Consider the following 22,336-nt stretch of genomic DNA (forward strand, 5'->3'; position numbering starts at 1 on the left):
GTAACTCCTGCGTTGACTGGCTGCCAGCCAACTATACTCAACGCAGCCCGGCCGGCTCCGTTGCGGAGGCGCGCCGGGAGCCGCCTGCTCTGGGCGACGCGGGGGATCGTCCAGAGTGGGCGCACTTCCCGCCCGATGGTTTCCTGAGGCACCTTTTCTGGGGTCTCGCCCTTCGGTTCCCCTTCATCTCCCTCCCTCTCCCTCCATTTCGCTCCGCGGTTCCGTACTCTCCGCGCACCCCCTCGCTCCACCGGTCGCCTCACGACCCGGCCGTCCCTGCAGTGGGCGGCAGTGCCGAGCCGAGGAGAGGGCGCACCGCGATGGCAGCCGGCAGCGGACAGGACCGGGAGATCCTCACCCGGATCACGACGATGGTCGAGGACGAGCGCAGGCTGCGGGAGGACCTGGCGGCCGGCCGGATCGACGACGCCACCGAACACCAGCGGCTCGGCGAACCGGAACGCGCCCTCGACCAGTGCGGGGACCTGCTGCGCCAGCGGTGTGCCAAGGCCGAGTTCGGGGAGAACCCGGACGAGGCGCGGGTGCGGTCCTCGTCGCAGGTGGAGGGCTACCGGGGCTGACCCACCACGGGGCCGCCGGCTCCTCGGGCATCCGCACCGGGAAGGCCCCGCCGGGCGGCACACCGGCCTCCTCCGGCGCCCGAGCCGTTTCCAGCGGCTCGCCCTCCGGCGAATCGGCACCGGCAGCTCGACACCGTCGGCCCGGCACCGGTCGCGTCGAGCACGGCCCGCAGTCACGACTCGGCGGACTCGATGCGGAAGAAGGTGCCGGAGAAGTCGGACAGCACGGTGGAAGCCGTGGAGTCGATCGCGGGAAAGAGGCAGGTCCCCGGGGTGCGCCTCCGGAGGGTCCGCGTCCGGGAACACACGGACGCGCACGCCCTCGCGGGCCGTGGCACGCGCACGGCCGTCACCGTACGGGGGCCGCGGCCGTCCGGCGGGTCACGGCCGCCACCTCACGTGCGCCGCGATCGCCAGGCACACCAGCATCGCACCCAGGAGCCAGCCGCCGAGGACGTCCGTGGGCCAGTGGACCCCCAGCCAGACGCGGGTCAGTCCGACGCCCGCCACCGAGACGACGGCCACCGCCACCGCCGTACGCCACAGGACGGGGCCCGCGCCGTGGCGGTGCAGGAGCCACAGGAGCAGGCCCAGGACCACGGTGGCCGTGAGGGCGTGGCCGGAGGGGTAGGCCGCGTAGTGGGCGGAGTCGACGGGGTCGGTCCAGACCGGGCGCTCGCGGTCGACCGCGGCCTTGAGCCCCTGTTGCAGAGCGGTGCCGACCACCGACACCGTGATCAGCCACACCGCCGTCCACCACGCCGAGCGGCGCCACACCAGCCACACGGCCACCGCCGCGCACAGCAGTCGCATCGTCAGCGGGTCCCAGACCCAGTCCGTCAGGATGCGGCTGGCGTGGGTGACGTCGGGATCGGCGACCGCCCAGCGGTGGGTCGTGCGCGAGATGTCTCCGTCGGCGGAGATCAGAGGGTGCCACCGGGCGGCCACCAGGATCAGCAGCACGAGCGAGCACAGGCCCAGGGCGATCGCCGTGCGGACGGCGGTGCGGTACGGCGACGGGGCGGGCGGGGAGTCGACGGAGTGATGGTGCATGAAGTGATCCTTGCCGAACTGCGGGGTGCCAAGCCAACCACCCGCCGGCCGGACCGTCTCGGCCGAGTGCCCGCGGCGCCGGCGCCGGCGTCACCGGTGCCGGAGGCACCGGGCCGGTGAGGCCGCCGCCGTCAGCCGCCGCCGTCAGCCGCAGCCGGCGGGCCGCGGTGAGCCGGGCCGGGTCCGTCGGCAGCCGGTGCATCCGCCGCGAAACGTGGGCCCGCGGGCCGGGGGCGGGGCCGAACGCGCCCCGGTCCTCCCCCGCGGGGCCGGCGCCTCAGAAGGCCGGCAGCATGGCCAGCATCCCGATCCCCATCGACAGCCGGCAGGCACGCGCCAGCTCGGGCCGGTCGCCCCACGCCACGGCACGTCCCCCGGTACCGTTCCCCGCCTTCGTGCCCCCCGCGACCGTGCCGGCGCCGCCCGGCACCCCGGCCACCGGCAGCAGCCGTGCACCGGAGACGAGGACGTACGCCGCGAAGTAGACCAGCAGGCCGCCCGTGAGCGCGGGCACCCCGGAGCCGCCGTGCCCGTGGCCCGCCGCGGGGGACGCCGCCATCGCGGCCGCCATGTAGACCATGGCCGCGGCGCCCACCAGGTGGTGCAGGTGGTGCGAGCCCGTCCGGGCCGCCCACAGGGCCCGCAGCGCGGCCCCGCCGAAGACCGTCGCGTACACCGGCCAGACCCATGCCGGCGGGGTGAACGCGGTGCCCGGCACGGCCATCACGGCCATCCCGAAACCCATCAGCGCCTCGTCGCCCGCGGCCCGGCGCTGCCTCTCGTCACTGCTCCGCATCCGCAGCAGGCAGTAGGCGCCGGTGGCCGCACACACGGCGACCAGCAGCCAGCCGGGCGATGCCGGTCCGTGCACGCGTACCTCCCCGCTCGACGGACGGTCCAGGAAGGCGATGCCCGCGGCACGCGGTGCGCACGCGAGCGCAAGGAGGTGCACGGGGAGCATTCGACGGAGCGCAGAGGGTGAGAGGGGCGGCCCGACGATGTCACGGCATGTCATTTACAGGTAAAACACCTGCTAAATTGATGAGAGTGAGTTCGAGCAGCACGACCCCCCAGCGACCCGGCGGCCACCCCCGTCCCGCCCCCCGTCCCCGCCACCGGACCGGCTCCCGTGTCCGTCTCCCGCTGGCCGGGGTACTGAGGCTCGGGCGCCCTTCCGACATCTGGTTCAAGCCCGCGGTCAGCGTCGTCGCCGCCGTCGCCCCGCCCAACCTGATCCTGCTGGCCCTCGGCCGCCTCGACCTGGCGATGTACACCATGGCCGGATCCCTGTGCGCGCTGTACGCCCACAACCGCCCCTACGCCGCCCGCGCCCGCGTCCTGGCCCTGGTGGTGCTGGGCATGACGGGCGGGCTCGCCGTCGCACTGCTCGCGGCCGCCCTCACCACCGACGCCGTCGTCCTCGTCACCGTCGGCGCCCTCCTCGCGGCCGCGCAGAAGACACTCTGCGACGCCACCCGGATCGGGCCGCCCGGCAACGTGATCCTCACCTTCATCAGCTCCGCCGCGCTGTTCGCTCCGCAGACCCTCGGTCGGATCCCCGGCCACCTCGGTCTCGCACTCCTCGCGGGCGCGTGGTCCTGGACCGTCGGCATGGCGCCGGGCCTGCTGCGTCCGCACGGCCCGGAGCGCCGTGCCACCGCGCAGGCGCTGAACGCCGCCGCCGCGTACGCCGCCACCCGCGGCACCGGCGAGGGGCACGCCCGTACCCGCGCCGCCGCGGCCGCCGCCGTGCACGCCGCGTGGCAGACACTGCTGTCGGCCCGCGACGGGGACACCGGACGCGCGCTGGAGCGGCTCGTGGTCCGCGCCGAGGTGGCCCTCGCCGCGCCCGCCGACACCGACCCGGTACGACTGCGCGACTGGGCCCGCGCACTGCGCGGCACGGGGGCCGTCCCGCGCCCCGACGACCTGGTGGACGACGACGAGCTCCTCGGGGTGGACAGCCAACTGGCCGCGCCGCGAACGTCGTTGTGGCGGCGTCTCGGCCCCCTCTCCCCGCTCGCCGTGCGCACCGCCCTCGGCTGCGCCCTGGCCGGTTACGCCTCCCTCGCACTCGGTGTCGGCCGGCCCTACTGGGCCCTGGTCACCGCCGCCTCCCTCTACCAGGCCAACGTCACCCTCACCTGGAGCCGCGGAGTCCAGCGCGTCGTCGGCAACCTCGTCGGCGTCCTCGCCTTCGCCGCGATCGTCCCGCTCGCCCACCTCCACCAGGCCGCCCTGGTCCTCGTCTGCCTCGCCCTGAACTTCGGCGCGGAGGCGCTGATCAGCCGCAACTACTGGCTCGGCAGCGTCTGCGTGACCCCGATGGCACTGCTCATCACCGAGTTCGCCCGGTACGAGGACACGGGCACGCTGATCACCGAACGGGTCGTGGACACCCTCGTCGGCGCGCTGGTCGGCTTCGTCGCCGCCGTCACCGTCACCAACCGCCGCTCCGGCGACCGCCTCGAACACGCCCTGACGGCCGCCGAGCGCGCCCGCGACACCGCCGCCCGCCTCCTCGCCCGGCCGGACCCCGCCCCGGCGGCACTGGAGTCCGCCCGCCGCGGCCTCGCCGCCGCACTGGTCGATCTGCGCGCCACCGCCGACGCCGCGAGCGGCGAGTGGTGGCAGCGTGCCCTGCCGCAGGAGCGGGTCGTCACGGCCGAACAGAACGGACACCGTACGCTCGCCGCGACGGTCCGGCGTCAGGGACTCCACCTGACCGGGCACAACGAGGCGAGACCGGAGGACGTACGGCCATGACGGCGACGCAGGGACAGCCTGTGGACGGGGACGACGCGGGTGGGCCGACCGGCGGGCACGACGAGACGCCGGGGCGGGAGGCCGGCGGGGGCCGTGCCGGTGCGACCCGGCGGCGTCCCGCCGGTCCCGCCGGGGCCGGTGCCGCTCGGGGGGAACCGGCCGGTGAAGGCGGCGACGTGCGGGAGCCGCCGGCCCGGGCAGCCGCGCGGCTGCCCGCTGCCGGTCCGGGGACCGGGGCACGTCGGCAGCCCGACGCCGGGGACGGCACGGACCCCCGCGGGGCCGCGGCCCGTGGTGACACCGTCGCCTCCGTGGTGCGGCAGTGGCAGGCCGTGCGGCCCGAGCTGGACACCGCACCCATGGAGATCATCGGGCGGGTCAACCGCTGTGCCGCGCTCCTTCAGCAGGCCGAGGACGCCCCGCTGCGGCGTGCCGGGCTCACCCGCGCGGAGTTCGATCTGCTCGGTGCGCTGCGCCGCACCGGCCACGAACTGACCCCCGGCGAACTCGTCCGGGAGACGTTCTCCTCCGGAGCCGCCGTCACCAAACGCGTCAAGCACCTGACCGAACGCGGTCTGGTCGAGCGCCGCGGGGACGCCCGGGACCGCCGCGTCGCCCACCTCCGCCTCACCGAGGCCGGCCGCGCGCTGGTCGACGGCATCATGCCCGAGCAACTCGCCTACGAGAGCGCCGTACTGTCCGCCCTGGACGTCGACCGGCAGGGCGAACTCGCGGTACTGCTGGGGGAGTTGCTCAGCCGGCTGGAGGGGCACATGCAGGCGCTGCGCATCTGACCCAAGCCGGGACCGAGGCCGACGCCGCGACCGACGCCCGCACCGAGGCCGAGGCCGACGCCGCGACCGACGCCCGCACCGAGGCCGAGGCCGACGCCGCGACCGACGCCCGCACCGAGGCCGAGGCCGACGCCGCGGCTGCCCCGCTGCGGCGTGCCGGGCTCAGCGCTCGTCGCCCGCCCGGTACACGCCGAACAACGCTCCCCGCGGGTCCCGCAGCACTGCGATCCGCGGGCCGTCCGGCACCGAGGTCGGCTCCATCAGCACCGTGCCGTCCGCCCGTCCGGCCGTCGCGGCCGCGGTGTCCACGTCGGCCACCGCGAAGTACGGCAGCCAGTGCGGCGGCACCTCGGGCGGGAACTTGTCGTCCATCGCGATCATGCCGCCGAAGTCGAGGCCGCCGACACCCCACCGCGTGTAGTACTCGGAGGTGGCCACGGTCCACCCGAACACGGTGGTGTAGAACGCCTCCGCCCGCGCGGTGTCGCGGGTCAGCAGTTCCACCCAGCCCAGCGAGCCGGGCGCGTTGAACAGGCCGGCCCCCGGGAAGGCGTGCGCCTGCCACAGCTGGAAGGCGGCGCCGCCGGGGTCGAGGGCGACGACGAAACGGCCCATGTCGAACACGTCCATCGGGCCGACCAGCACCTTGCCCCCGGCCTCCTCGATCATCCGCGCGGTGACGTCGGCGTCCGAGACCCCGAAGGACACGTTCCAGGCCACCGGCTGACTCTTCTGGTACAGGGGGGTGAGCGCGGCGACGTCGGCGTCCCCGAGGTGCGCGACGGTGTAGCCGCCCGCCTCCTCCCTCGGATCGGTCTCGCACCGCCAGCCGAACAACTCCGTGTAGAACCGCTGGGCGGCCGCCAGGTCGTCGGTGCCCAGCTCGGCCCAGCAGGGCCCACCGGGCACGGGCACGTCGAGCTTCATGGCGTTCCTTCCGGCAGAGGGAGCACCCCCTCAGCACGCTAGACCCGGGCCCGCTCCCCGGCATCCGCTGAGGTCAGGTGCCCGGCCGGTACCGCAGCGGATGGTCGGCCGGCACCTCCACCAGCACGATCGGCGTCCCGTCCGGGTCGGCGATCCACATCTCGACCAGACCCCACGGCTCCTTCACCGGCGGCCGGACGATCTCCACCCCCGCCTCCGTCAGCTCCTCGTGGGCCGCCGCCGCGTCGGGGACCTGCATCCACAGCCGTACGGCGGGGTCCGGCGGGGTCTGAGCCCGCCCCGAGACCTCCAGGAACCCGCCGCCGAGGAAGTAGACGGTGCCCCGTTCCGGGCCCGTACCGAACTCGCGGTACACGGCGAGGCCCAGCTGTTCCCCGTAGAAGGCGCGGGAGCGCTCGGGATCGGTGGGGCGGAGCAGGATTCGACTGCTGAGTACATGCACCATGCATCCGGAGCGTAGGCGACGGTTAGGCTCGGCGGTGCCCAGCCGCGCCACAGATCCGGAGAACCCCGCATGGACACCACCGCCACCGACGTCAGCTTCCGTGACGCCGCAGACGTCGACGTGGACGCGCTGGTCGCGCTCGTCGAGTCGGCCTACCGCGGGGACGCCAGCCGGGCCGGCTGGACCACGGAGGCGGACATCCTGCAAGGGCAGCGCACCGACCCCGAGGGTGTCCGGGAGATCATCAAGTCGCCCGACGCCCGGGTGCTCACGGTGGAGCGGGACGGCCGGATCGTCGCCTGCTGCCAGCTCGAACACCGCGGTGAGTACGCCTACTTCGGCATGTTCGCGGTCAGCCCCACCGTCCAGGGCGGCGGCCTCGGCCGGACGGTGCTGGAGGAGGCCGAGCGCCGGGCCCGCGCCGAATGGGGCGTCACCGAGATGCACATGACGGTGATCTCGGTGCGCGACGACCTCATCGCCTGGTACGAGCGGCGCGGCTACCGGCGTACCGGCCGGATGACGCCGTTCCCCTACGGCGACGAGCGCTTCGGCATCCCGCAGCGCGACGACCTCCAGTTCGAACTGCTGGTCAAGCCCCTCGGATGAGCCCCGGGCCGTGAGACGGCGGGGTGCCCGACGGCGCCGGAGCTACGGCCGGCCGGTGTTCCCGCTCCCGAGCCGGCCGGTGTCCCCCCTCCCGGACCGGCCGGCGTCCGCGATCTCCGGCCGGTCCGTGGTCACGCCGTCCAGTCCGAAGGCCCGGGCCAGGCGCAGCTGGTCCGGGGTGTTGACCACCCAGCCGATGATCCGCAGGTCGTGCCCGCGGACCTCCTCGACGATCTCCAGGGTGAGCCGCCGCAGCTTCAGGCACACGGTCGCGGCGCCGGCGGCCACCGCGCGTTCCGCGATGCCGAGGCCGTGGGGGGTCTGCCCGCCCGGATCGGCCCGGACGGGGTGGAGGCTGTCGATGAGCGCCGTGCGCACGCCGGGAACCAGCCGGGCGATCTCGGCGACGGCCTCGTCGTGGAACGAGGACACCTCCACCCGCTCCACCAGGTCCCGCTCCCGCATTACCTCGGCGAGCGCCCGCGCCGCCTGCACGTCCTTGATCTCGGCCTGGATGGGCACCGACACCGCCGCCAGGACCTCCTCGAAGACCGGCACCCGTTCGCCGAGCCCGGCGTCCAGGGCGCGCAGCTCCGCGAGGGTGTGGTCGGCGACCGGCCCGCTGCCGTCCGTGGTGCGGTCCACGTCGGCGTCGTGCATCACCACGAGCGCGCCGTCCTTGCTCAGGTGCAGATCCAGCTCGACCGCGTCGAGACCGGCCCGCTCGGCGGCGACGAACGACCTGAGGGTGTTCTCGGGCTCGACGCCCATGACTCCGCGGTGGCCGATGGTGGGGACGTTCACGTCACGACTCGCTTCCCTGGACGGACCGGTGCGGTCGGCGCGCACCGCGGGAACCCCTACCCGGTGGCCCGCGCCGAAAGCCTCCGACCATCCGATGACGTGCAGGAAAAAACGCGGTGACCATGGGGGTGGGCAGGATAATTTCCCGAAGGTCATCTTGCTGGAAGAACCTCTTATGCATACGGTGTCCATACGTGAGGTTCTTTGTGGAGGATGGGACATGACGGAAATTCTTGTGCAGGTGGGTTCGGAGGGGCGGGTTCCTCCCGTGGCCAGGGTGGTGGAGCACCCGGCCTGGCCCGTGCTCAAGGATGCCGTGGAGCGGATCCGGCCCTGGCAGGCGAAGGACGGATCGATCGACTTCGCGGCCGACGGTGCCCCCGGGCGCGCCGACGCCGAGCAGGCCGTGCGGCACGTGATCGCCGCGGTCGAGGAACTGTCGCCGCTGCTCCCGCACGACGCCGACTACCACCGCGCCCTGGTGGAGGACCTGCGCCGGTGGGCCGAGGGCGGCTTCGAGGTCCCGGACTTCCTGGACTCGCTGCTGGCCTTCCAGCCCGCCGCCAACCGTGCGGACGGCCTCCAGCACCTGGTCGTCTTCCCGATGTACACGCAGAACGGCAACCCGGACCGCAACCTCGAGGCGGTCGTGCTGCGCATGGTGTGGCCGGACTGGCTGGCCGAGCTGGAGCGCACCCGTTACGACAATCCGCTGTTCTGCGGCATCACCTTCGAGGACTTCACGGCCGGCTACGACACCAACTCGGCCGTGCTCTTCCCGGAGACCATCGCCGTCCGCGAAGCGCCGGAACGTTTCTCCTGGGGTGGCATCTTCTGCGACCGCGAGGCCGCCCGCTTCCGTCGTGTCACCGACGCCGCGGTCGGCGTCCTGGGCCTGGAACTGCCCGAGGACATCGCCGCCATGGTCCACGACCAGAAGCGCTGCGAGGAGGCCTTCGTGCTGTGGGACATGGTCCACGACCGCACCCACAGCCACGGCGACCTGCCCTTCGACCCCTTCATGATCAAGCAGCGCCAGCCGTTCTGGATGTACGGCCTGGAGGAGCTGCGCTGCGACCTCACCGCCTTCAAGGAGGCCGTGAAGCTGGAGGCCGACGGCGTCCCGCAGGCCCGTGACGTGCAGTACGCGGTCCTCTTCGACCGCATGTTCCGCTTCCCGGTCACCGGCGAGCGGGTGCGCAACTACGACGGCCTCGGCGGCCAGCTCCTCTTCGCCTACCTGCACAAGCACGACGTCGTCCGCTGGACCGACAACAAGCTGCACATCGACTGGCAGCGCGCCCCGCAGGTCACCAACGAGCTGTGCGCCGAGATCGAGAAGCTCTACCGCGACGGCATCGACCGTCCCAAGCTCGTCCACTGGTTCGCCGGCTACGAGCTGGTCTCCACCTACCTGGCCCCGCACCCCGGCTCCAAGTGGGCCAAGGGTCCGGACGCCCTGGACCTGACCCAGCCGCCGCGCAAGCTCGTCGACGACGTGCTTCCGGACGAGTTTCCGCTGAGCATGTTCTATGAGGCGCTGTCCAAGAAGCTGAAGAACGTGATCGCCTCCACCCGGGGCATCACGGCGGACGCCGCCGAGCGGATCGCCGCGTGAGCGACCTGCGTACCGAGAACACTGCTCAGGAGGCGAAGACCATGGGGAACGGGGCTCTCAGCGGTGCGGTGATCGCGGTGGCCGGCGCGGGCGGACCCGCCGGCCGGGCGGCGCTGATCAGGCTCGCCGAGGCGGGCGCGACCGTGGTGGGCGCGGACAACGACCCGGAGCGGCTCGCGGAGGCCGTCGACGCGGCGAGCTACGCGTCCGGCGGCGCGACCGTCATGGGCGAACCGGTCGATCTGCTCGACCTGAAGTCCACCCAGGACTGGGCCGCCCGGATCGAGAAGGACCTCGGCCGGGTGGACGGTCTCGTGCACCTCGTCGGCGGCTGGCGCGGCAGCGAGACCTTCACCAAGACCAGCCTCGACGACTGGGACTTCCTGGAACTGCTGCTGATCCGCACCGTGCAGCACACCTCGCTCGCCTTCCACGAGGCGCTCCAGCGCAGCGACCGCGGCCGGTACGTCCTGATCAGCGCCGCGGGAGCCAGCAAGCCCACCGCGGGCAACGCCGCGTACGCCGCGGGCAAGGCCGCCGCCGAGGCGTGGACGCTCTCGATGGCCGACTACTTCCGCAAGGCGGGGGGCCCCGACGGGCCGACCTCCGCGGCTGCGATCCTGGTGGTCAAGGCGCTGGTGCACGACGCGATGCGCGCGGAGCGGCCCAACGCGAAGTTCGCGGGCTTCACCGACGTCAAGGACCTGGCCGAGGCCATCGCCGGCGTCTGGGACAAGCCCGCCGCCGAAGTGAACGGACACCGTCTGTGGCTCACCGAGAAGCCGTGAACCCACCCAGGACCGACGCGCGTCGTCACCACGACCCGGAGGTCCGCGGTTTCGCCAGCGACAACTACGCCGGGGCCCACCCGGAGGTGATGGCCGCCCTGGCCCTGGCCAACGGCGGCCATCAGGTCGCCTACGGCGAGGACGACTACACCGAGAACCTCCAGCGGATCGTCCGCAGTCACTTCGGGCCGACGGCGGAGGCGTTCCCGGTCTTCAACGGCACCGGCGCCAACGTCGTCGCGCTCCAGGCGGTCACCGACCGCTGGGGTGCGGTGATCTGTGCCGAGAGCGCCCACATCAACGTGGACGAGGGCGGCGCACCGGAGCGCATGGGCGGCCTGAAGCTGCTCACCGTCGCGACACCGGACGGCAAGCTCACCCCCGAGCTGATCGACCGGCAGGCGTTCGGCTGGGAGGACGAGCACCGGGCGATGCCGCAGGTCGTCTCGATCACCCAGAGCACGGAGCTGGGCACCCTGTACACGCCCGCCGAGATCCGCGCGATCTGCGAGCACGCCCACGCGCACGGCATGAAGGTGCACCTGGACGGCTCCCGCATCGCCAACGCGGCCGCCTCCCTGGACGTGCCGATGCGCACGTTCACCAACGCGGTCGGCGTCGACATCCTCTCGCTCGGCGGGACGAAGAACGGCGCGCTGTTCGGCGAGGCGGTCGTGGTGCTCAACCGGGACGCCGTCTCCCACATGAAGCACCTGCGCAAGCTGTCCATGCAGCTCGCCTCCAAGATGCGGTTCGTGTCGGTGCAGTTGGAGGCCCTGCTGGCCAAGGACCTCTGGCTGCGCAACGCGCGGCACGCCAACGAGATGGCGCAGCGGCTGGCCGAGGGCGTGCGCGCGGTGCACGGGGTGGAGATCCTCCACCCCGTCCAGGCCAACGGCGTCTTCGCCAGGCTGCCGCACGACGTGGGCGAGCGCCTCCAGAAGCGGTTCCGCTTCTACTTCTGGGACGAGCCGGCCGGCGTGGTGCGCTGGATGTGCTCCTTCGACACGACGGAGGAGGACGTCGACGCGTTCCTGGCGGCGCTCAAGGAGGAGATGGCCCGCTAGAGGCGAGCACCACAGCGATCGCATGTAATGCATAGGTATGCGGTCACCTGAAAAACGATTGACGTTCGGGTGGCCGCGTTCCTATGCTCTCGCGGCATGCAGCTGATCCAGGAGAACCCCGACCTGTCCGCGTACTTGGCCGCCGACGAGGTCATCGACCACCACCACCCCCTGGTGCGGGACACCGCCGCGCGGCTGGCCAAGGATGCGGACGACTCGTATGCCTATGCGCGGCTGGCCTTCGCATTCGTGCGGGACACCATCCCCCACTCCCAGGACTCCGGTGATCTCCGGGTCACCTGGCGCGCCTCCGACGTGCTGGAGCTGCGCACGGGCATCTGCTACGCCAAGGCCCACGCGCTGGCCGCGCTGCTGCGCGCCGAGGACATCCCGACCGCCCTGTGCTACCAGACGTTCGACGTGGTCCACGGGCTGGTCGCCGTCCGCTTCGACGGTGCCTGGCACCGTCAGGACCCCCGCGGCAACAAACCCGGAGTGGACGCCCGGTTCTCCCTGCACGGCGAGCGGCTGGCCTTCCGCCCCGACCCCGCCGCCGGTGAACGCGACCACCCCGTCCTGTACGCCACCCCGCCCCCGCCCGTCCTGCGCGCGCTCCGGGCGGCCCCCGACCGTCCCCACCTCTGGAAGACGCTCCCCACCTCGCTGTGACACCCCCGCCGCGCACCCGGCCGGCCGCGGTCGCCGACCTCCCCGGTGCGCGACGGGGAGGGGTGGGCGATGACGTCGGGCGGCCGACGGTCCCGCCGCCGTCGCCCCCGACGAGGCGCGGGGGCGGGGGCGGGGGTCAGCGGGTCTCGGCCGCGCGGACCTGCTCCGGGGTGGGCGCCGTGCCGCCCAGATGGGCCGGCATCCACCAGGTGTCGCTCGCGTCCTTGGGGCGGACCGGGTAGGCGCGCTGGGCGGCTTCCAGCAGCTCCTGGACCCGCCCGCGCAGCTGCCGGGTGAGGGCGCCCGCGTACTTGTCGCGGGACGCCTCCAGGGCCTCGCCGACCCGCATGGTGATCGGGGTGTGGCTGCGCTTGAAGTTGCGCGGGTGGCCCTTGGTCCACAGCCGCTGCGTCCCCCACAGGGCCATCGGCACCAGGGGCACGCCCGCCTCCTGGGCCAGCCGCGCGGCGCCCGACTTGAAGGTCTTGAGCGTGAACGACTCCGAGATGGTGGCCTCGGGGAAGACGCCGACGATCTCGCCGGAGCGCAGCGAGTCCAGGGCGTGCGCGTAGGCCGCCTCGCCCTGCTCGCGGTCCACCGGGATGTGCTTCATGCCGCGCATCAGCGGGCCGGAGACCTTGTGGCGGAAGACGGACTCCTTCGCCATGAAACGAACGAGCCGCTTCTGCGGGAGCGCCGCGAGACCGTTGAAGATGAAGTCGAGGTAGCTGATGTGGTTGCTCACCAGCACGGCTCCGCCCGAGCGCGGGATGTTCTCCGACCCCTTGCAGTCGATCTTGAGATCCCAGACCTTGAACAGCGTCTGGGCGAGGCCGACGACGGGACGGTAGACAAGCTCTGCCATGGGAGGCGCGAACCCTTCCTGATCTCTGCCCGGGAGCGGCTCCCCGGCGGCAAAGTTACGCAGCCGTAGGTTTACGGCATCTCGCAGATCGTGCCCGAAGAACGGCCGGGTAGCCAGTCCTGGTGCCCGTCGGCCGCGAGATTCTCGTCACGTCCGCCTCCCATGATCCACCTCGGGCTTTTAGATCTTCTTTACTCCGCCCGTACCGTGACCCGCCGTACGAGCAGGTACATCTCGCAGCCCAGGCAGTACCCGAAAGCGGCATTGAGGAACGCCGCCGCGAGCGCCGCCCCCGTCGCGGCCAGTCCGAGCCACTCCGGGCCGAGCGCGAAACCGATCAGCCCCAGGACCGCGAAGACCAGTCCCACGGCCTGCGCGAACCGCGGCGGCTGCGGCGCCTCGAAGGCGGTGGGCGGCCCCAGCTTCGGCCGGACGGCCACCCGGAAGGCCCAGCCGTACGGCGAACGCCCCACCCCGCCGGCCGCGCCGAGCGCGAACGCCAGCGTCTGCCAGGCCAGCAGCCAGGGGCTCCGGGTGATCAGTGCGACCGCCAGCACGACGGTCGTCACGGCCGCCCCGAACCGCGGCCCTCTCGCATCGATGTCCATGAATCAAGCATTCCGCAACGGCGGGGGAGGGGGATGCGGGAATCTTTGCAGTCTGATGAATGCTTGTGCGGATGATGACCGGACTCATGGTGTGTGTGGCGGTGCTCGCGGCGGCGAGTGCCTACGGAGTGCTGCACCGGCGGCGGAGCGGGAGGGTGCGCGTGCGCGGGCGCGACGAAGGACAACGGCTCGGGGCGGACCGGCTGGGCGGCGAACTCGGTGAGCGGGCCACGCTCGTGCAGTTCTCCAGCGCCTTCTGCGCCCCCTGCCGGGCGACCCGCCGGATCCTGGGCGAGGTGGCGGACCTGGTGCCCGGGGTGACCCACATCGAGATCGACGCCGAGGCGCATCTCGACCTCGTCCGGGAACTCGCCGTACTCAAGACCCCGACCGTGCTGGTGCTGGACGCCGACGGCCACGTCGTGCGCCGCGCCAGTGGACAGCCCCGCAAGGCCGACGTCATCGCGGCCCTGGGCGAGGCGGTGTGAGTGCGTGCGGCCGGCGGTGAGCCCGCTCCCGGATGCCGGGACGTACTTGACTGCACGCGCCACCTATCGTCAGCCTGACCGTATGCCTGAGGAACTCCTTCTCCACGGACGGGCGCACGTCGACCTCGTCCGCACCGCGAGCGCGCGCTGTCCGGGCCGTTGAGCAGCCACGCATCCGCACGTCACATCCGGCAGAAGGACCAGGAAGACCCCATGACGGCCACACCCGATCTCCGCACCGCCCAGCTCGCCTCCCCCGACCTGCTGCGCTCCGTCTTCCGCCGCCACGCGGCCGGCGTGGCCGTGATCACGGCGCCCGGCGAGACCGGACCGGTCGGCTTCACCGCCACCTCGCTCACCTCCGTCTCCGCCGAGCCGCCGATGCTGTCCTTCGGCGTCGGCACCGGAGCCTCCAGCTGGCCGGCGATCTCGGAGGCCCGCCATGTCGGCGTGCACATACTCGGCGAGCACCAGCGCGAACTGGCCGCCACCTTCGCGCGCAGCGGCGCGGACCGGTTCGGTGCGCCGACGTCCTGGCGCGAGGGCCCCGAGGGCGTTCCCGTCCTCGACGACGTGCTGGCCTGGCTGGTCTGCCGGGTCGTCGCGCGCGTGCCCGCCGGCGATCACCGGATCGTCCTCGCCGAGGTCGTCCTGGGCGATCCCGCGGGCACGGGCCGCCCGTTGCTCTACCACCAGGGGCGCTTCACCGCTCTGCGGGACTGATCGCCTTCGGGCGCTCCCGCGGAGCCGTCCGGTTCCGATTACGCTGCGTTGCGGAGGTCACAGTTCAAAGCGCTTGCTTAGCGGGCAGGAACTGGGTGTACTGGTGAGTAATGTTTCGTTCGGGGGCGCAGGCCGCCCCGATCGGAATCGGCCGCTTGTGGCGCCTATGCTGCCTGAAAGAAGGCAGCCAGAACTGACGATGCAGTAGGAGAGCCGGCGTGAGCTTGAGGATCGTTGTCACTGTGAAGTACGTGCCCGACGCCACTGGCGACCGGCACTTCGCCGATGACCTGACCGTCGACCGGGACGACGTGGACGGTCTGCTCTCCGAGCTCGACGAGTACGCCGTCGAGCAGGCGCTGCAGATCTCCGAGAATTCCGACGACGACGTCGAGGTCACCGTTCTGACGGTGGGCCCCGAGGACGCCAAGGACGCGCTCCGCAAGGCCCTGTCCATGGGGGCCGACAAGGCGATCCACGTCGAGGACGACGACCTGCACGGCACCGACGCCATCGGCACCTCCCTGGTGCTGGCCAAGGCGATCGAGAAGGCCGGCTACGACCTGGTCGTCTCCGGCATGGCCTCCACCGACGGCACCATGGGCGTCGTTCCGGCCCTGGTGGCCGAGCGCCTCGGCGTCCCGCAGATCTCCCTGCTGTCCGAGGTCTCCGTCGAGGACGGCACCGTCAAGGGCCGCCGCGACGGCGACACCGCCTCCGAGCAGCTCGAGGCCTCCCTGCCGGCCGTCGTGTCCGTCACCGACCAGTCGGGCGAGGCCCGTTACCCGTCCTTCAAGGGCATCATGGCCGCCAAGAAGAAGCCGGTGGAGTCCTGGGACCTGTCCGACCTCGACATCGAGGCCGACGAGGTCGGCCTGGAGGGTGCCTGGACCAAGGTCGAGTCCGCGACCGCGCGTCCGGCCCGCACCGCCGGCACGATCGTCAAGGACGAGGGCGAGGGCGGCAAGCAGCTCGCCGCCTTCCTCGCGGAGCGAAAGTTCGTCTGACACAGACTCGCGGGCCAGAGGTTCATCTGGGCCCCGCTCGCCGACCGCCCCTCAACTTCGTTTCGCAGGAGAGCAATCCCATGGCTGAAGTCCTCGTCTACGTCGACCACGTGGACGGTGCCGTCCGCAAGCCCACCCTGGAGCTGCTGACCCTGGCCCGCCGTATCGGCGAGCCGGTCGCCGTGGCCCTGGGCAGCGGCGCCGCCGACACCGCCGCCGTCCTCGCCGAGCACGGCGCGGTCAAGGTCCTGACCCACGACGCGTCCGAGTACGCCGACTACCTGGTCGTGCCGAAGGTGGACGCCCTCCAGGCCGCCGTCGAGGCGGTGTCCCCGGCCGCGGTACTGCTGTCGTCCTCCGCGGAGGGCAAGGAGATCGCCGCCCGTCTGGCGCTGCGCACCGGTTCCGGCATCATCACCGACGCCGTCGACCTGGAGGCCGGCGAGGAGGGCCCGGTGGCCACCCAGTCGGTGTTCGCCGCGTCCTTCACGACCAAGTCCCGGGTCGTCAAGGGCACCCCGGTCATCACCGTGAAGCCCAACAGCGCGGCCGTCGAGGCCGCTCCGGCCGCAGGCGCCGTCGAGGCCCTCGCGGTGACCTTCTCCGCCCAGGCGACCGGCACCAAGGTCACCGGCCGCACCCCCCGCGAGGCGACGGGCCGCCCGGAGCTGACCGAGGCCGCGATCGTCGTCTCCGGCGGCCGCGGTGTCAACGGCGCGGAGAACTTCGCGATCATCGAGGCCCTCGCCGACTCGCTCGGCGCGGCCGTCGGTGCCTCGCGCGCCGCGGTGGACGCCGGCTGGTACCCGCACACCAACCAGGTCGGCCAGACCGGCAAGTCCGTGTCGCCGCAGCTGTACATCGCCAACGGCATCTCCGGCGCCATCCAGCACCGTGCCGGCATGCAGACCTCGAAGACGATCGTGGCCGTCAACAAGGACGCCGAGGCCCCGATCTTCGACCTGGTCGACTACGGCGTCGTCGGCGACCTGTTCGACGTCGTCCCGCAGCTCACCGAGGAGATCAAGACCCGCAAGGGCTGATCCCCGCCGCCGCTGTGCGAGGCCCCCGTGACCGGTCCGGTCACGGGGGCCTCGGCTCATCCCAGGGACACCGAGGCGCACACCGGCAGGTGATCGCTCGGGTACCTGCCGTCGAGCGAGAAGGTGTCCACCCACGTCCGGTGGACCGAGACGTCCGGCGTCGCCAGGATCCAGTCGATGCGGTCCCCGCCCGACTGCGGACCCCGGTAGGCGTGGAACGTCCCGTACGCCGTGCCGCGCCACCTCGCCGTGTCCCAGGTGTCGACCAGACCGGCGGCCAGCAGCGTGTCGTGGACCGTGCTGCGCCGGGCGGCGGCGTTGAAGTCGCCGGTGAGCAGCACGGGCAGGCCGGGACCGAACGCGGTGAGGCGTTCGGCGATCAGCGCGGCGGCACGTTCACGGGCGTACCGACCGGCGTTGTCGAGGTGGGTGTTGACCAGGCGGAACTGGCGCCCGGACGCCTTCAGGTCACGGAAACGGACCCAGGTGACCATCCGGGGGTGGGCTCCGCCCCAGGTGTTGGAGCCGCGCACCGCCGGGGTGTCGGAGAGCCAGAAGTGGGCGTGCTCGACCGGGGCGAGCCGCCTGGTGTCGTAGAAGACGGCCATCGACTCCTCGCCGCCGCCGCCCCGGCCGGTGCCGATGCCAGGGTGCGTGCACGGACGGGCGGACGGAAGGGGGCCTCGTGGCGGAAGCGGGCAAGGGTGCCGTGGCGTGGACAAGGTGTTGACCCCGGAGAAGCCCCACGGTTAGCTTCCTTCAACGGATTGTTGATTCCGTACAGCGGAAAACAGGAGGGTGCGGGAATGGGTCAGGGCCAGCAGGAGACCGTGGCGACGAGCCTCGCGGGTGCCGTCAGCGAGGGGATCAGTGCCTCCCTCGCCCCGGTCGACGCCGAACTCGAACGCCTCTACCCCGGAGACCCCGGCACCCGCCAGCCCGTCCACACCGTCTACGTCCCCGGCGACGCCTTCGCCGCCGACACCGTCCGCTCCTGGGGCGACCGCGCCCTCGCCGCCCTCGACGAGCACGCCCCCGACGCCGCGTCCCTCGCGGCCGTCCTCGGTCTCCCCGACGAACTCGCCGAGCCCGTGTACACGCGGGTGCGCGCCAAGCTGGAGCGCGAGCCGGTCGAGGACCTGCGCGTCGACTTCGAGGACGGGTACGGCCCCCGCTCCGACGCCGAGGAGGACGAGGCGGCCGCCCGCGCCGCCCGGCTGGTCGCCCAGACGTGCGGCGAGGGCACGGCGGCCCCCTGGACGGGCATCCGCATGAAGTGCATGGAGGCCGGCGTCCGGGACCGGGGCATCCGCACCCTGGACGTCTTCCTCACCGGCCTGATGGACGCGGGCGGCCTGCCCGACGGGCTGGTGCTGACCCTGCCGAAGGTGACCTACGCCGAGCAGGTCACCGCGATGGTCCGGCTCCTGGAGGCCTTCGAGAGGGCGCGCGGGCTCACCCCCGGCCGGCTCCGCTTCGAGATCCAGATCGAGACCAGCCAGGCCATCCTCGCCGCCGACGGCACCGCCACGGTCGCCCGGATGATCCAGGCCGCCGAGGGCCGCGCCACCGGACTGCACTACGGCACCTTCGACTACAGCGCCTGCCTCGGCGTGTCCGCCGCCCACCAGGCCGCCGACCACCCCGCCGCCGACCACGCCAAGGCCGTCATGCAGGTCGCCGCCGCCGGCACCGGCGTACGCGTCTGCGACGGCTCCACCAACGTCCTGCCGGTGGGCCCCACCGCCCAGGTCCACGACGCCTGGCGCCTGCACTACGGCCTCACCCGCCGCGCGCTGGCCCGCGCCTACCACCAGGGCTGGGACATGCACCCCGGCCACCTCCCGACCCGCTACGCGGCCGTCTTCGCCTTCTACCGCGAGGGCTTCGCGCAGGCCGCCGAGCGCCTCTCCCGGTACGCCGACCGGGCCGGCGGCGACGTGCTGGACGAGCCGGCGACCGCCAAGGCCCTCAGCGGCCACCTCCTGCGCGGCCTGGACTGCGGCGCCCTCGACACGGCCGAGGTCACCGCCGCCACCGGGCTGACACGGACCGCCCTGGAGGGCTTCGCGGCACCGCGCCGGGGCGGTCCGACGGCGTCCGGGCGGTGACCACTGCGGGCGAGCGGTACGGCCGGCCGGGGCGGGGTGCCCCGGCCGGCCGTGGGCCTTCAGGTCCTGCTCGTACTCGTGCCGTTGCTACTGCTTCCGCTGCTGCTCGGGGAAGGTGTAGGGCGTGGTGATGATCTCCATCCCGTGCCCGGCGGGGTCGATGAAGTACAGGCCCCGCCCGCCGTGATGGTGGTTGATCTCACCCGGCCGCTTTCCGTGCGGGTCGGCGAAGTACGTGATCCCGGCTTCCCTGATCCGCCCGAACGCGGCGTCGAACTCCTCCTCGGAGACGAGGAACGCGTAGTGCTGCACGGCGATGGACTCCGCCGGGACGGTGGCGAAGTCCAGGGTGACCCCGTTGCTGGTGTCGACCGGGACGAACGGGCCCCACTCGGAGCCGACTTCGAGTCCCAGGACGTGGGCGAGGAACTCGGCGGACTCCCGGTTGTCACGGGAGTGGACGATCGTGTGGTTCAGCTGTACCGACATCTGTGGAATGCCTCCGTAAGGCAAACTCACGGGCACCTCCATGCCTCACCCGGCCGGTGACCGACACGCGATGCCGTGTGATGAGCCTAACCGGGACGGGGGTTCCCGGGCCCGCCTTTCCGGCACTCCCGGCTGCGTCCGGCGGGCCGCGCCGTTCCTGCCGGGTACAGGGCCTGCCGGGCCCGGTGGCCCCACGCGTCGGTCCGCCGCGGACTCAGCCCGCCGGCGGCAGTTCGCCCGAGCCGCGGGCGATGAGCCGGGTGGGCAGGGTGATGCGCTCCGGGGCGATCAGGGTGCCGTCCAGTTGCCGGAACAGCCGGTCGGCGGCGGTACGGCCCAGCGCGGCGGCGTCCTGCGCGACCACCGTGACGCCCGGCTGGAGCAGGTCGGCCAGTTCCAGGTCGTCGAAGGCCACGAGGGCGACGGGACGGCTCTGCTCGGCGAGCACCCGGATCACGGTGACGGTCACCCGGTTGTTGCCCGAGAAGACCGCGGTGACCGGGGCGGGCCCGGAAAGCATCTCCCGGGCCGCCCGGCGCACCCGTGCGGGATCGGTGACGCCCAGGGACATCCAGGCGTCCTCCACGGCTATCCCCGCGTCCTCCATCGCCGCCCGGTAACCGCGCAGCCGCTCGGCCGCGGTGTGGATGCGCGGCATGTCCCCGATGAAGCCGATCCTGCGGTGCCCGTGCGCGACGAGGTGGGCCACGCCCTCCCGGGCCCCGCCGAAGTTGTCCGACAGGACGCAGTCGGCGTCGATGCCCCCCGCGGGCCGGTCGACGAACACCGTCGCCACACCGGCCTTGATCTCCGGTTCCAGGTAGCGGTGGTCGTCGCCGGCCGGGATGACCACCAGCCCGTCGACCCGGCGCGCGCACAGCGCCAGCGCCAACTCCTGTTCCCGGTCCGGGTCCTCGGCGCTGGAGCCGTTGATGAGCAGCGCGCCGTGGGCCCGTGCCACCTCCTCCACGGCTCGGCTCAGGGGGCCGTAGAAGGGGTCGGCGAGATCCTCGAGGACCAGGCCGATGCTGGCCGTACGGCCCTTGCGCAGGACCCGCGCGCTGTCGTTGCGGCGGAAGCCGAGCGCCTCGATGGCCTCATGGACGCGCCGCTCCGTCTCCGGCGTGACCCCCGGTTCGCCGTTCACCACGCGGGAGACGGTCTTCAGTCCCACCCCCGCGCGTGCCGCCACGTCCTTCATGGTGGGACGAATGCCGTAGCGGTTCGCGGAGATGCCGGCTGCGCGGCGGGGCGTCTCGGGCACGGGGCGGGTCCTGTCCTGTTGTCCACGGCGACGCGTGCGGTGCGGGCGTCCCGGGAGGCGGTTGAGGATGTGCCGACGAGCATAGGCCCTGGACAACGTTGTCAGATGCGGGAGAGACTGTCCACCGCAATCCCGGCCCACGTCCCCACCGCTGGACCGGCCAGCCCTTTTTCCGATGGTTGACGGGGAGAACCGAGACTGATGCACACCGACCTCGTGGCCGCGCTGGACATCGGCGGCACCAAGATCGCCGGCGCGCTGGTGGACGGCGGCGGCACGATCCTGGTCCGCGCCCAGCGGCCCACCCCGGCCCAGCAGGACGGCGACACCGTGATGCGGGCCGTCGAGGAGGTGCTCGGGGACCTCACGGCCTCGCCGCTGTGGGAGCGGGCCCGTGCCCTCGGCATCGGCAGCGCCGGTCCGGTGGACGCCTCCACCGGCACGGTCAGCCCGGTCAACGTGCCCGGTTGGCGCGACTACCCGCTGGTCGAGCGGGTCCGGGCCGCCACCGGGAGCCTCCCCGTCGAGCTGATCGGCGACGGCGTGGCGATCACCGCCGCCGAGCACTGGCAGGGCGCCGCCCGCGGCCACGACAACGCCCTGTGCATGGTGGTCTCGACCGGCGTCGGCGGCGGTCTCGTCCTGGGCGGCCGGCTCCATCCCGGACCCACCGGCAACGCCGGTCACATCGGTCACATCAGCGTCGATCTCGACGGTGACCCGTGTCCCTGCGGTGCGCGCGGCTGCGTGGAGCGCATCGCCAGCGGGCCCAACATCGCCCGGCGGGCCCTGGAGAACGGCTGGCGGCCCGGCCCGGACGGCGACGCCTCCGCCGCCGCCGTGGCCGCCGCCGCCCGCGCGGGCGACCCGGTCGCCGTGGCCTCGTTCGAGCGTGCCGCCCAGGCGCTGGCCGCCGGTATCGCCGCCACCGGGGCCCTCGTCGAGATCGACATCGCGGTGGTCGGCGGCGGTGTCGGCAAGGCGGGTGACGTCCTCCTCGCGCCCCTGCGGCGGTCCCTCGCCGACTACGCCACGCTGTCCTTCGTGCGGCGACTGACCGTGGTGCCCGCCCAGATGGGCACCGACGCCGGACTGGTGGGAGCGGCCGCCGCGGCGCTGGCGAGCGGGCCGGAGCGGACGGCGGCAGGGGTCTGAGGGGCCTGGGACGAACAGTCCGGAGGAACGTTCCCTCTCGCGGGTCCGCCCTCCGCTCACGAAGGGTTCGCGGTCGGCGCGTGACCTCCTGTGGACTGTGCAGTTGATCAGGGCATGAAGAAGCGCAGCATGCTCGCCATCGCCTCCCTCGCCACCGGTTTCGTCGTCGCGGCGATCACTCCCTCGCACGGTGCCGGCGGTGAGGACCTCGCCGGACTGAGCGTCGGGGACGCCCTCGGCAGCCTCGACCCCACGATCGCCGACGACAGCCTGGCCGTCGACGAGAACGCCCTGGGCGGGACCGACTGACGGTCTCCGCACGCGGCCGCGGGGGCCGGGCCCCCCCCCCCCCGCCCCCCCCCCCCCCCGGGGGGGGCCCCCCCACCGCGGGGGGTTAGCTGGGCCGGGTGTGCGGGGCCCCCCCCCGAGGGCCACCGCCCA

The 22,336-nt window shown here is 72.9% G+C and carries 25 protein-coding genes; 15 read left to right on the top strand and 10 right to left on the bottom strand.

The window, feature by feature from the left end; genetic code table 11:
* Window positions 1–320: 320 nt before the first annotated feature.
* Complete coding sequence (locus ACH4N1_RS29240; protein ID WP_398101818.1) at window positions 321–581, top strand: DUF2630 family protein; 261 nt, start codon at window positions 321–323, stop codon at window positions 579–581.
* Window positions 582–962: 381 nt separating this feature from the next.
* Here ACH4N1_RS29240 and ACH4N1_RS29245 read toward each other — a convergent pair whose 3' ends face one another.
* Window positions 963–1,634 carry a phosphatase PAP2 family protein gene (locus ACH4N1_RS29245; RefSeq protein ID WP_398101821.1) on the bottom strand — a complete coding sequence of 224 codons (672 nt, stop codon included), beginning with the start codon at window positions 1,632–1,634 and terminating at the stop codon, window positions 963–965.
* A gap of 277 nt (window positions 1,635–1,911) precedes the next feature.
* Window positions 1,912–2,505 carry a DUF5134 domain-containing protein gene (locus ACH4N1_RS29250; protein ID WP_398101824.1) on the bottom strand — a complete coding sequence of 198 codons (594 nt, stop codon included), beginning with the start codon at window positions 2,503–2,505 and terminating at the stop codon, window positions 1,912–1,914.
* A gap of 176 nt (window positions 2,506–2,681) precedes the next feature.
* Here ACH4N1_RS29250 and ACH4N1_RS29255 point away from each other — a divergent pair, with 176 nt between their 5' ends.
* Window positions 2,682–4,400, top strand: a complete 1,719-nt coding sequence (locus ACH4N1_RS29255) for an FUSC family protein (RefSeq protein WP_398101827.1) — start codon at window positions 2,682–2,684, stop codon at window positions 4,398–4,400.
* A gap of 209 nt (window positions 4,401–4,609) precedes the next feature.
* Window positions 4,610–5,194, top strand: a complete 585-nt coding sequence (locus ACH4N1_RS29260; protein ID WP_398101889.1) for a MarR family winged helix-turn-helix transcriptional regulator — start codon at window positions 4,610–4,612, stop codon at window positions 5,192–5,194.
* Window positions 5,195–5,356: 162 nt separating this feature from the next.
* On the opposite strand, the gene ACH4N1_RS29265 is transcribed toward ACH4N1_RS29260, so the two are convergent.
* Entirely contained in the window at window positions 5,357–6,121 is a 765-nt protein-coding gene (locus ACH4N1_RS29265; protein ID WP_398101830.1) for a VOC family protein, read from the bottom strand.
* A 73-nt stretch (window positions 6,122–6,194) separates the two neighbouring features.
* Entirely contained in the window at window positions 6,195–6,587 is a 393-nt protein-coding gene (locus ACH4N1_RS29270; protein ID WP_398101833.1) for a VOC family protein, read from the bottom strand.
* A gap of 69 nt (window positions 6,588–6,656) precedes the next feature.
* Here ACH4N1_RS29270 and ACH4N1_RS29275 point away from each other — a divergent pair, with 69 nt between their 5' ends.
* Entirely contained in the window at window positions 6,657–7,196 is a 540-nt protein-coding gene (locus tag ACH4N1_RS29275; protein WP_398101836.1) for a GNAT family N-acetyltransferase, read from the top strand.
* A 42-nt stretch (window positions 7,197–7,238) separates the two neighbouring features.
* Here ACH4N1_RS29275 and ACH4N1_RS29280 read toward each other — a convergent pair whose 3' ends face one another.
* Complete coding sequence (locus ACH4N1_RS29280; RefSeq protein ID WP_398101839.1) at window positions 7,239–8,000, bottom strand: glycerophosphodiester phosphodiesterase; 762 nt, start codon at window positions 7,998–8,000, stop codon at window positions 7,239–7,241.
* Between the two features lie 220 nt (window positions 8,001–8,220).
* Here ACH4N1_RS29280 and ACH4N1_RS29285 point away from each other — a divergent pair, with 220 nt between their 5' ends.
* The 4 genes from ACH4N1_RS29285 (at window position 8,221) to ACH4N1_RS29300 (ending at window position 12,142) form a co-directional block, all read left to right on the top strand.
* Window positions 8,221–9,618, top strand: a complete 1,398-nt coding sequence (locus ACH4N1_RS29285; protein WP_398101842.1) for a DUF6421 family protein — start codon at window positions 8,221–8,223, stop codon at window positions 9,616–9,618.
* Window positions 9,619–9,659: 41 nt separating this feature from the next.
* Entirely contained in the window at window positions 9,660–10,406 is a 747-nt protein-coding gene (locus ACH4N1_RS29290) for an SDR family NAD(P)-dependent oxidoreductase (RefSeq protein ID WP_363090338.1), read from the top strand.
* A complete protein-coding gene (locus ACH4N1_RS29295) occupies window positions 10,403–11,473 on the top strand; it encodes a threonine aldolase family protein (protein WP_398101845.1) in 1,071 nt (356 codons plus the stop codon). Before ACH4N1_RS29290 ends, ACH4N1_RS29295 begins: the two co-directional genes overlap by 4 nt.
* Window positions 11,474–11,569: 96 nt before the next feature.
* The gene (locus ACH4N1_RS29300; RefSeq protein ID WP_398101848.1) at window positions 11,570–12,142 is read left to right on the top strand and encodes a transglutaminase domain-containing protein; all 573 of its coding nucleotides are present in this window, start codon (window positions 11,570–11,572) and stop codon (window positions 12,140–12,142) included.
* 136 nt (window positions 12,143–12,278) lie between these two features.
* Here the strand turns inward: ACH4N1_RS29300 and ACH4N1_RS29305 are convergent, their stop codons facing one another.
* Window positions 12,279–13,007, bottom strand: a complete 729-nt coding sequence (locus ACH4N1_RS29305; RefSeq protein ID WP_398101851.1) for a lysophospholipid acyltransferase family protein — start codon at window positions 13,005–13,007, stop codon at window positions 12,279–12,281.
* Between the two features lie 191 nt (window positions 13,008–13,198).
* A complete protein-coding gene (locus tag ACH4N1_RS29310) occupies window positions 13,199–13,615 on the bottom strand; it encodes a DUF4395 domain-containing protein (RefSeq protein WP_398101854.1) in 417 nt (138 codons plus the stop codon).
* A 74-nt stretch (window positions 13,616–13,689) separates the two neighbouring features.
* On the opposite strand from ACH4N1_RS29310, the gene ACH4N1_RS29315 reads away from it, so the two are divergent.
* From ACH4N1_RS29315 to ACH4N1_RS29330, 4 genes are all read left to right on the top strand, one after another.
* Complete coding sequence (locus ACH4N1_RS29315) at window positions 13,690–14,103, top strand: thioredoxin family protein (protein ID WP_366058457.1); 414 nt, start codon at window positions 13,690–13,692, stop codon at window positions 14,101–14,103.
* Between the two features lie 213 nt (window positions 14,104–14,316).
* Window positions 14,317–14,826, top strand: coding sequence for a flavin reductase family protein (locus tag ACH4N1_RS29320; RefSeq protein WP_398101857.1), 510 nt, complete (start codon window positions 14,317–14,319; stop codon window positions 14,824–14,826).
* 218 nt (window positions 14,827–15,044) lie between these two features.
* A complete protein-coding gene (locus tag ACH4N1_RS29325; RefSeq protein WP_398101860.1) occupies window positions 15,045–15,833 on the top strand; it encodes an electron transfer flavoprotein subunit beta/FixA family protein in 789 nt (262 codons plus the stop codon).
* An 80-nt stretch (window positions 15,834–15,913) separates the two neighbouring features.
* On the top strand, window positions 15,914–16,876 hold the full coding sequence (locus ACH4N1_RS29330; RefSeq protein ID WP_398101863.1) for an electron transfer flavoprotein subunit alpha/FixB family protein: 963 nt from the start codon (window positions 15,914–15,916) through the stop codon (window positions 16,874–16,876).
* 56 nt (window positions 16,877–16,932) lie between these two features.
* Here ACH4N1_RS29330 and ACH4N1_RS29335 read toward each other — a convergent pair whose 3' ends face one another.
* The gene (locus ACH4N1_RS29335) at window positions 16,933–17,598 is read right to left on the bottom strand and encodes an endonuclease/exonuclease/phosphatase family protein (protein ID WP_398101866.1); all 666 of its coding nucleotides are present in this window, start codon (window positions 17,596–17,598) and stop codon (window positions 16,933–16,935) included.
* 84 nt (window positions 17,599–17,682) lie between these two features.
* Here ACH4N1_RS29335 and ACH4N1_RS29340 point away from each other — a divergent pair, with 84 nt between their 5' ends.
* A complete protein-coding gene (locus tag ACH4N1_RS29340) occupies window positions 17,683–18,987 on the top strand; it encodes a DUF6986 family protein (RefSeq protein ID WP_398101869.1) in 1,305 nt (434 codons plus the stop codon).
* An 87-nt stretch (window positions 18,988–19,074) separates the two neighbouring features.
* Here the strand turns inward: ACH4N1_RS29340 and ACH4N1_RS29345 are convergent, their stop codons facing one another.
* A complete protein-coding gene (locus ACH4N1_RS29345) occupies window positions 19,075–19,476 on the bottom strand; it encodes a VOC family protein (protein ID WP_382792768.1) in 402 nt (133 codons plus the stop codon).
* A gap of 214 nt (window positions 19,477–19,690) precedes the next feature.
* Window positions 19,691–20,740, bottom strand: a complete 1,050-nt coding sequence (locus ACH4N1_RS29350; protein ID WP_398101873.1) for a LacI family DNA-binding transcriptional regulator — start codon at window positions 20,738–20,740, stop codon at window positions 19,691–19,693.
* A gap of 201 nt (window positions 20,741–20,941) precedes the next feature.
* On the opposite strand from ACH4N1_RS29350, the gene ACH4N1_RS29355 reads away from it, so the two are divergent.
* Window positions 20,942–21,895, top strand: a complete 954-nt coding sequence (locus ACH4N1_RS29355) for an ROK family protein (protein ID WP_398101876.1) — start codon at window positions 20,942–20,944, stop codon at window positions 21,893–21,895.
* 114 nt (window positions 21,896–22,009) lie between these two features.
* Window positions 22,010–22,204 carry a hypothetical protein gene (locus ACH4N1_RS29360; protein WP_398101878.1) on the top strand — a complete coding sequence of 65 codons (195 nt, stop codon included), beginning with the start codon at window positions 22,010–22,012 and terminating at the stop codon, window positions 22,202–22,204.
* Window positions 22,205–22,336 lie beyond the last annotated feature (132 nt).

The sequence above is a fragment of the Streptomyces sp. NPDC017202 genome, assembly GCF_044331705.1.
Classification (GTDB): Bacteria; Actinomycetota; Actinomycetes; order Streptomycetales; family Streptomycetaceae; genus Streptomyces.

Bases quoted from the DNA above. Each gene is read 5' to 3' on its own strand.
- ACH4N1_RS29345 (WP_382792768.1), bottom strand. From the start codon at position 19,476: ATGTCGGTACAGCTGAACCACACGATCGTCCACTCCCGTGACAACCGG.
- ACH4N1_RS29275 (WP_398101836.1), top strand. From the start codon at position 6,657: ATGGACACCACCGCCACCGACGTCAGCTTCCGTGACGCCGCAGACGTC.
- ACH4N1_RS29360 (WP_398101878.1), top strand. From the start codon at position 22,010: ATGAAGAAGCGCAGCATGCTCGCCATCGCCTCCCTCGCCACCGGTTTC.
- ACH4N1_RS29290 (WP_363090338.1), top strand. From the start codon at position 9,660: ATGGGGAACGGGGCTCTCAGCGGTGCGGTGATCGCGGTGGCCGGCGCG.
- ACH4N1_RS29265 (WP_398101830.1), bottom strand. From the start codon at position 6,121: ATGAAGCTCGACGTGCCCGTGCCCGGTGGGCCCTGCTGGGCCGAGCTG.
- ACH4N1_RS29300 (WP_398101848.1), top strand. From the start codon at position 11,570: ATGCAGCTGATCCAGGAGAACCCCGACCTGTCCGCGTACTTGGCCGCC.
- ACH4N1_RS29330 (WP_398101863.1), top strand. From the start codon at position 15,914: ATGGCTGAAGTCCTCGTCTACGTCGACCACGTGGACGGTGCCGTCCGC.
- ACH4N1_RS29310 (WP_398101854.1), bottom strand. From the start codon at position 13,615: ATGGACATCGATGCGAGAGGGCCGCGGTTCGGGGCGGCCGTGACGACC.
- ACH4N1_RS29315 (WP_366058457.1), top strand. From the start codon at position 13,690: ATGACCGGACTCATGGTGTGTGTGGCGGTGCTCGCGGCGGCGAGTGCC.
- ACH4N1_RS29320 (WP_398101857.1), top strand. From the start codon at position 14,317: ATGACGGCCACACCCGATCTCCGCACCGCCCAGCTCGCCTCCCCCGAC.
- ACH4N1_RS29355 (WP_398101876.1), top strand. From the start codon at position 20,942: ATGCACACCGACCTCGTGGCCGCGCTGGACATCGGCGGCACCAAGATC.
- ACH4N1_RS29240 (WP_398101818.1), top strand. From the start codon at position 321: ATGGCAGCCGGCAGCGGACAGGACCGGGAGATCCTCACCCGGATCACG.
- ACH4N1_RS29305 (WP_398101851.1), bottom strand. From the start codon at position 13,007: ATGGCAGAGCTTGTCTACCGTCCCGTCGTCGGCCTCGCCCAGACGCTG.
- ACH4N1_RS29340 (WP_398101869.1), top strand. From the start codon at position 17,683: ATGGGTCAGGGCCAGCAGGAGACCGTGGCGACGAGCCTCGCGGGTGCC.
- ACH4N1_RS29285 (WP_398101842.1), top strand. From the start codon at position 8,221: ATGACGGAAATTCTTGTGCAGGTGGGTTCGGAGGGGCGGGTTCCTCCC.
- ACH4N1_RS29245 (WP_398101821.1), bottom strand. From the start codon at position 1,634: ATGCACCATCACTCCGTCGACTCCCCGCCCGCCCCGTCGCCGTACCGC.
- ACH4N1_RS29270 (WP_398101833.1), bottom strand. From the start codon at position 6,587: ATGGTGCATGTACTCAGCAGTCGAATCCTGCTCCGCCCCACCGATCCC.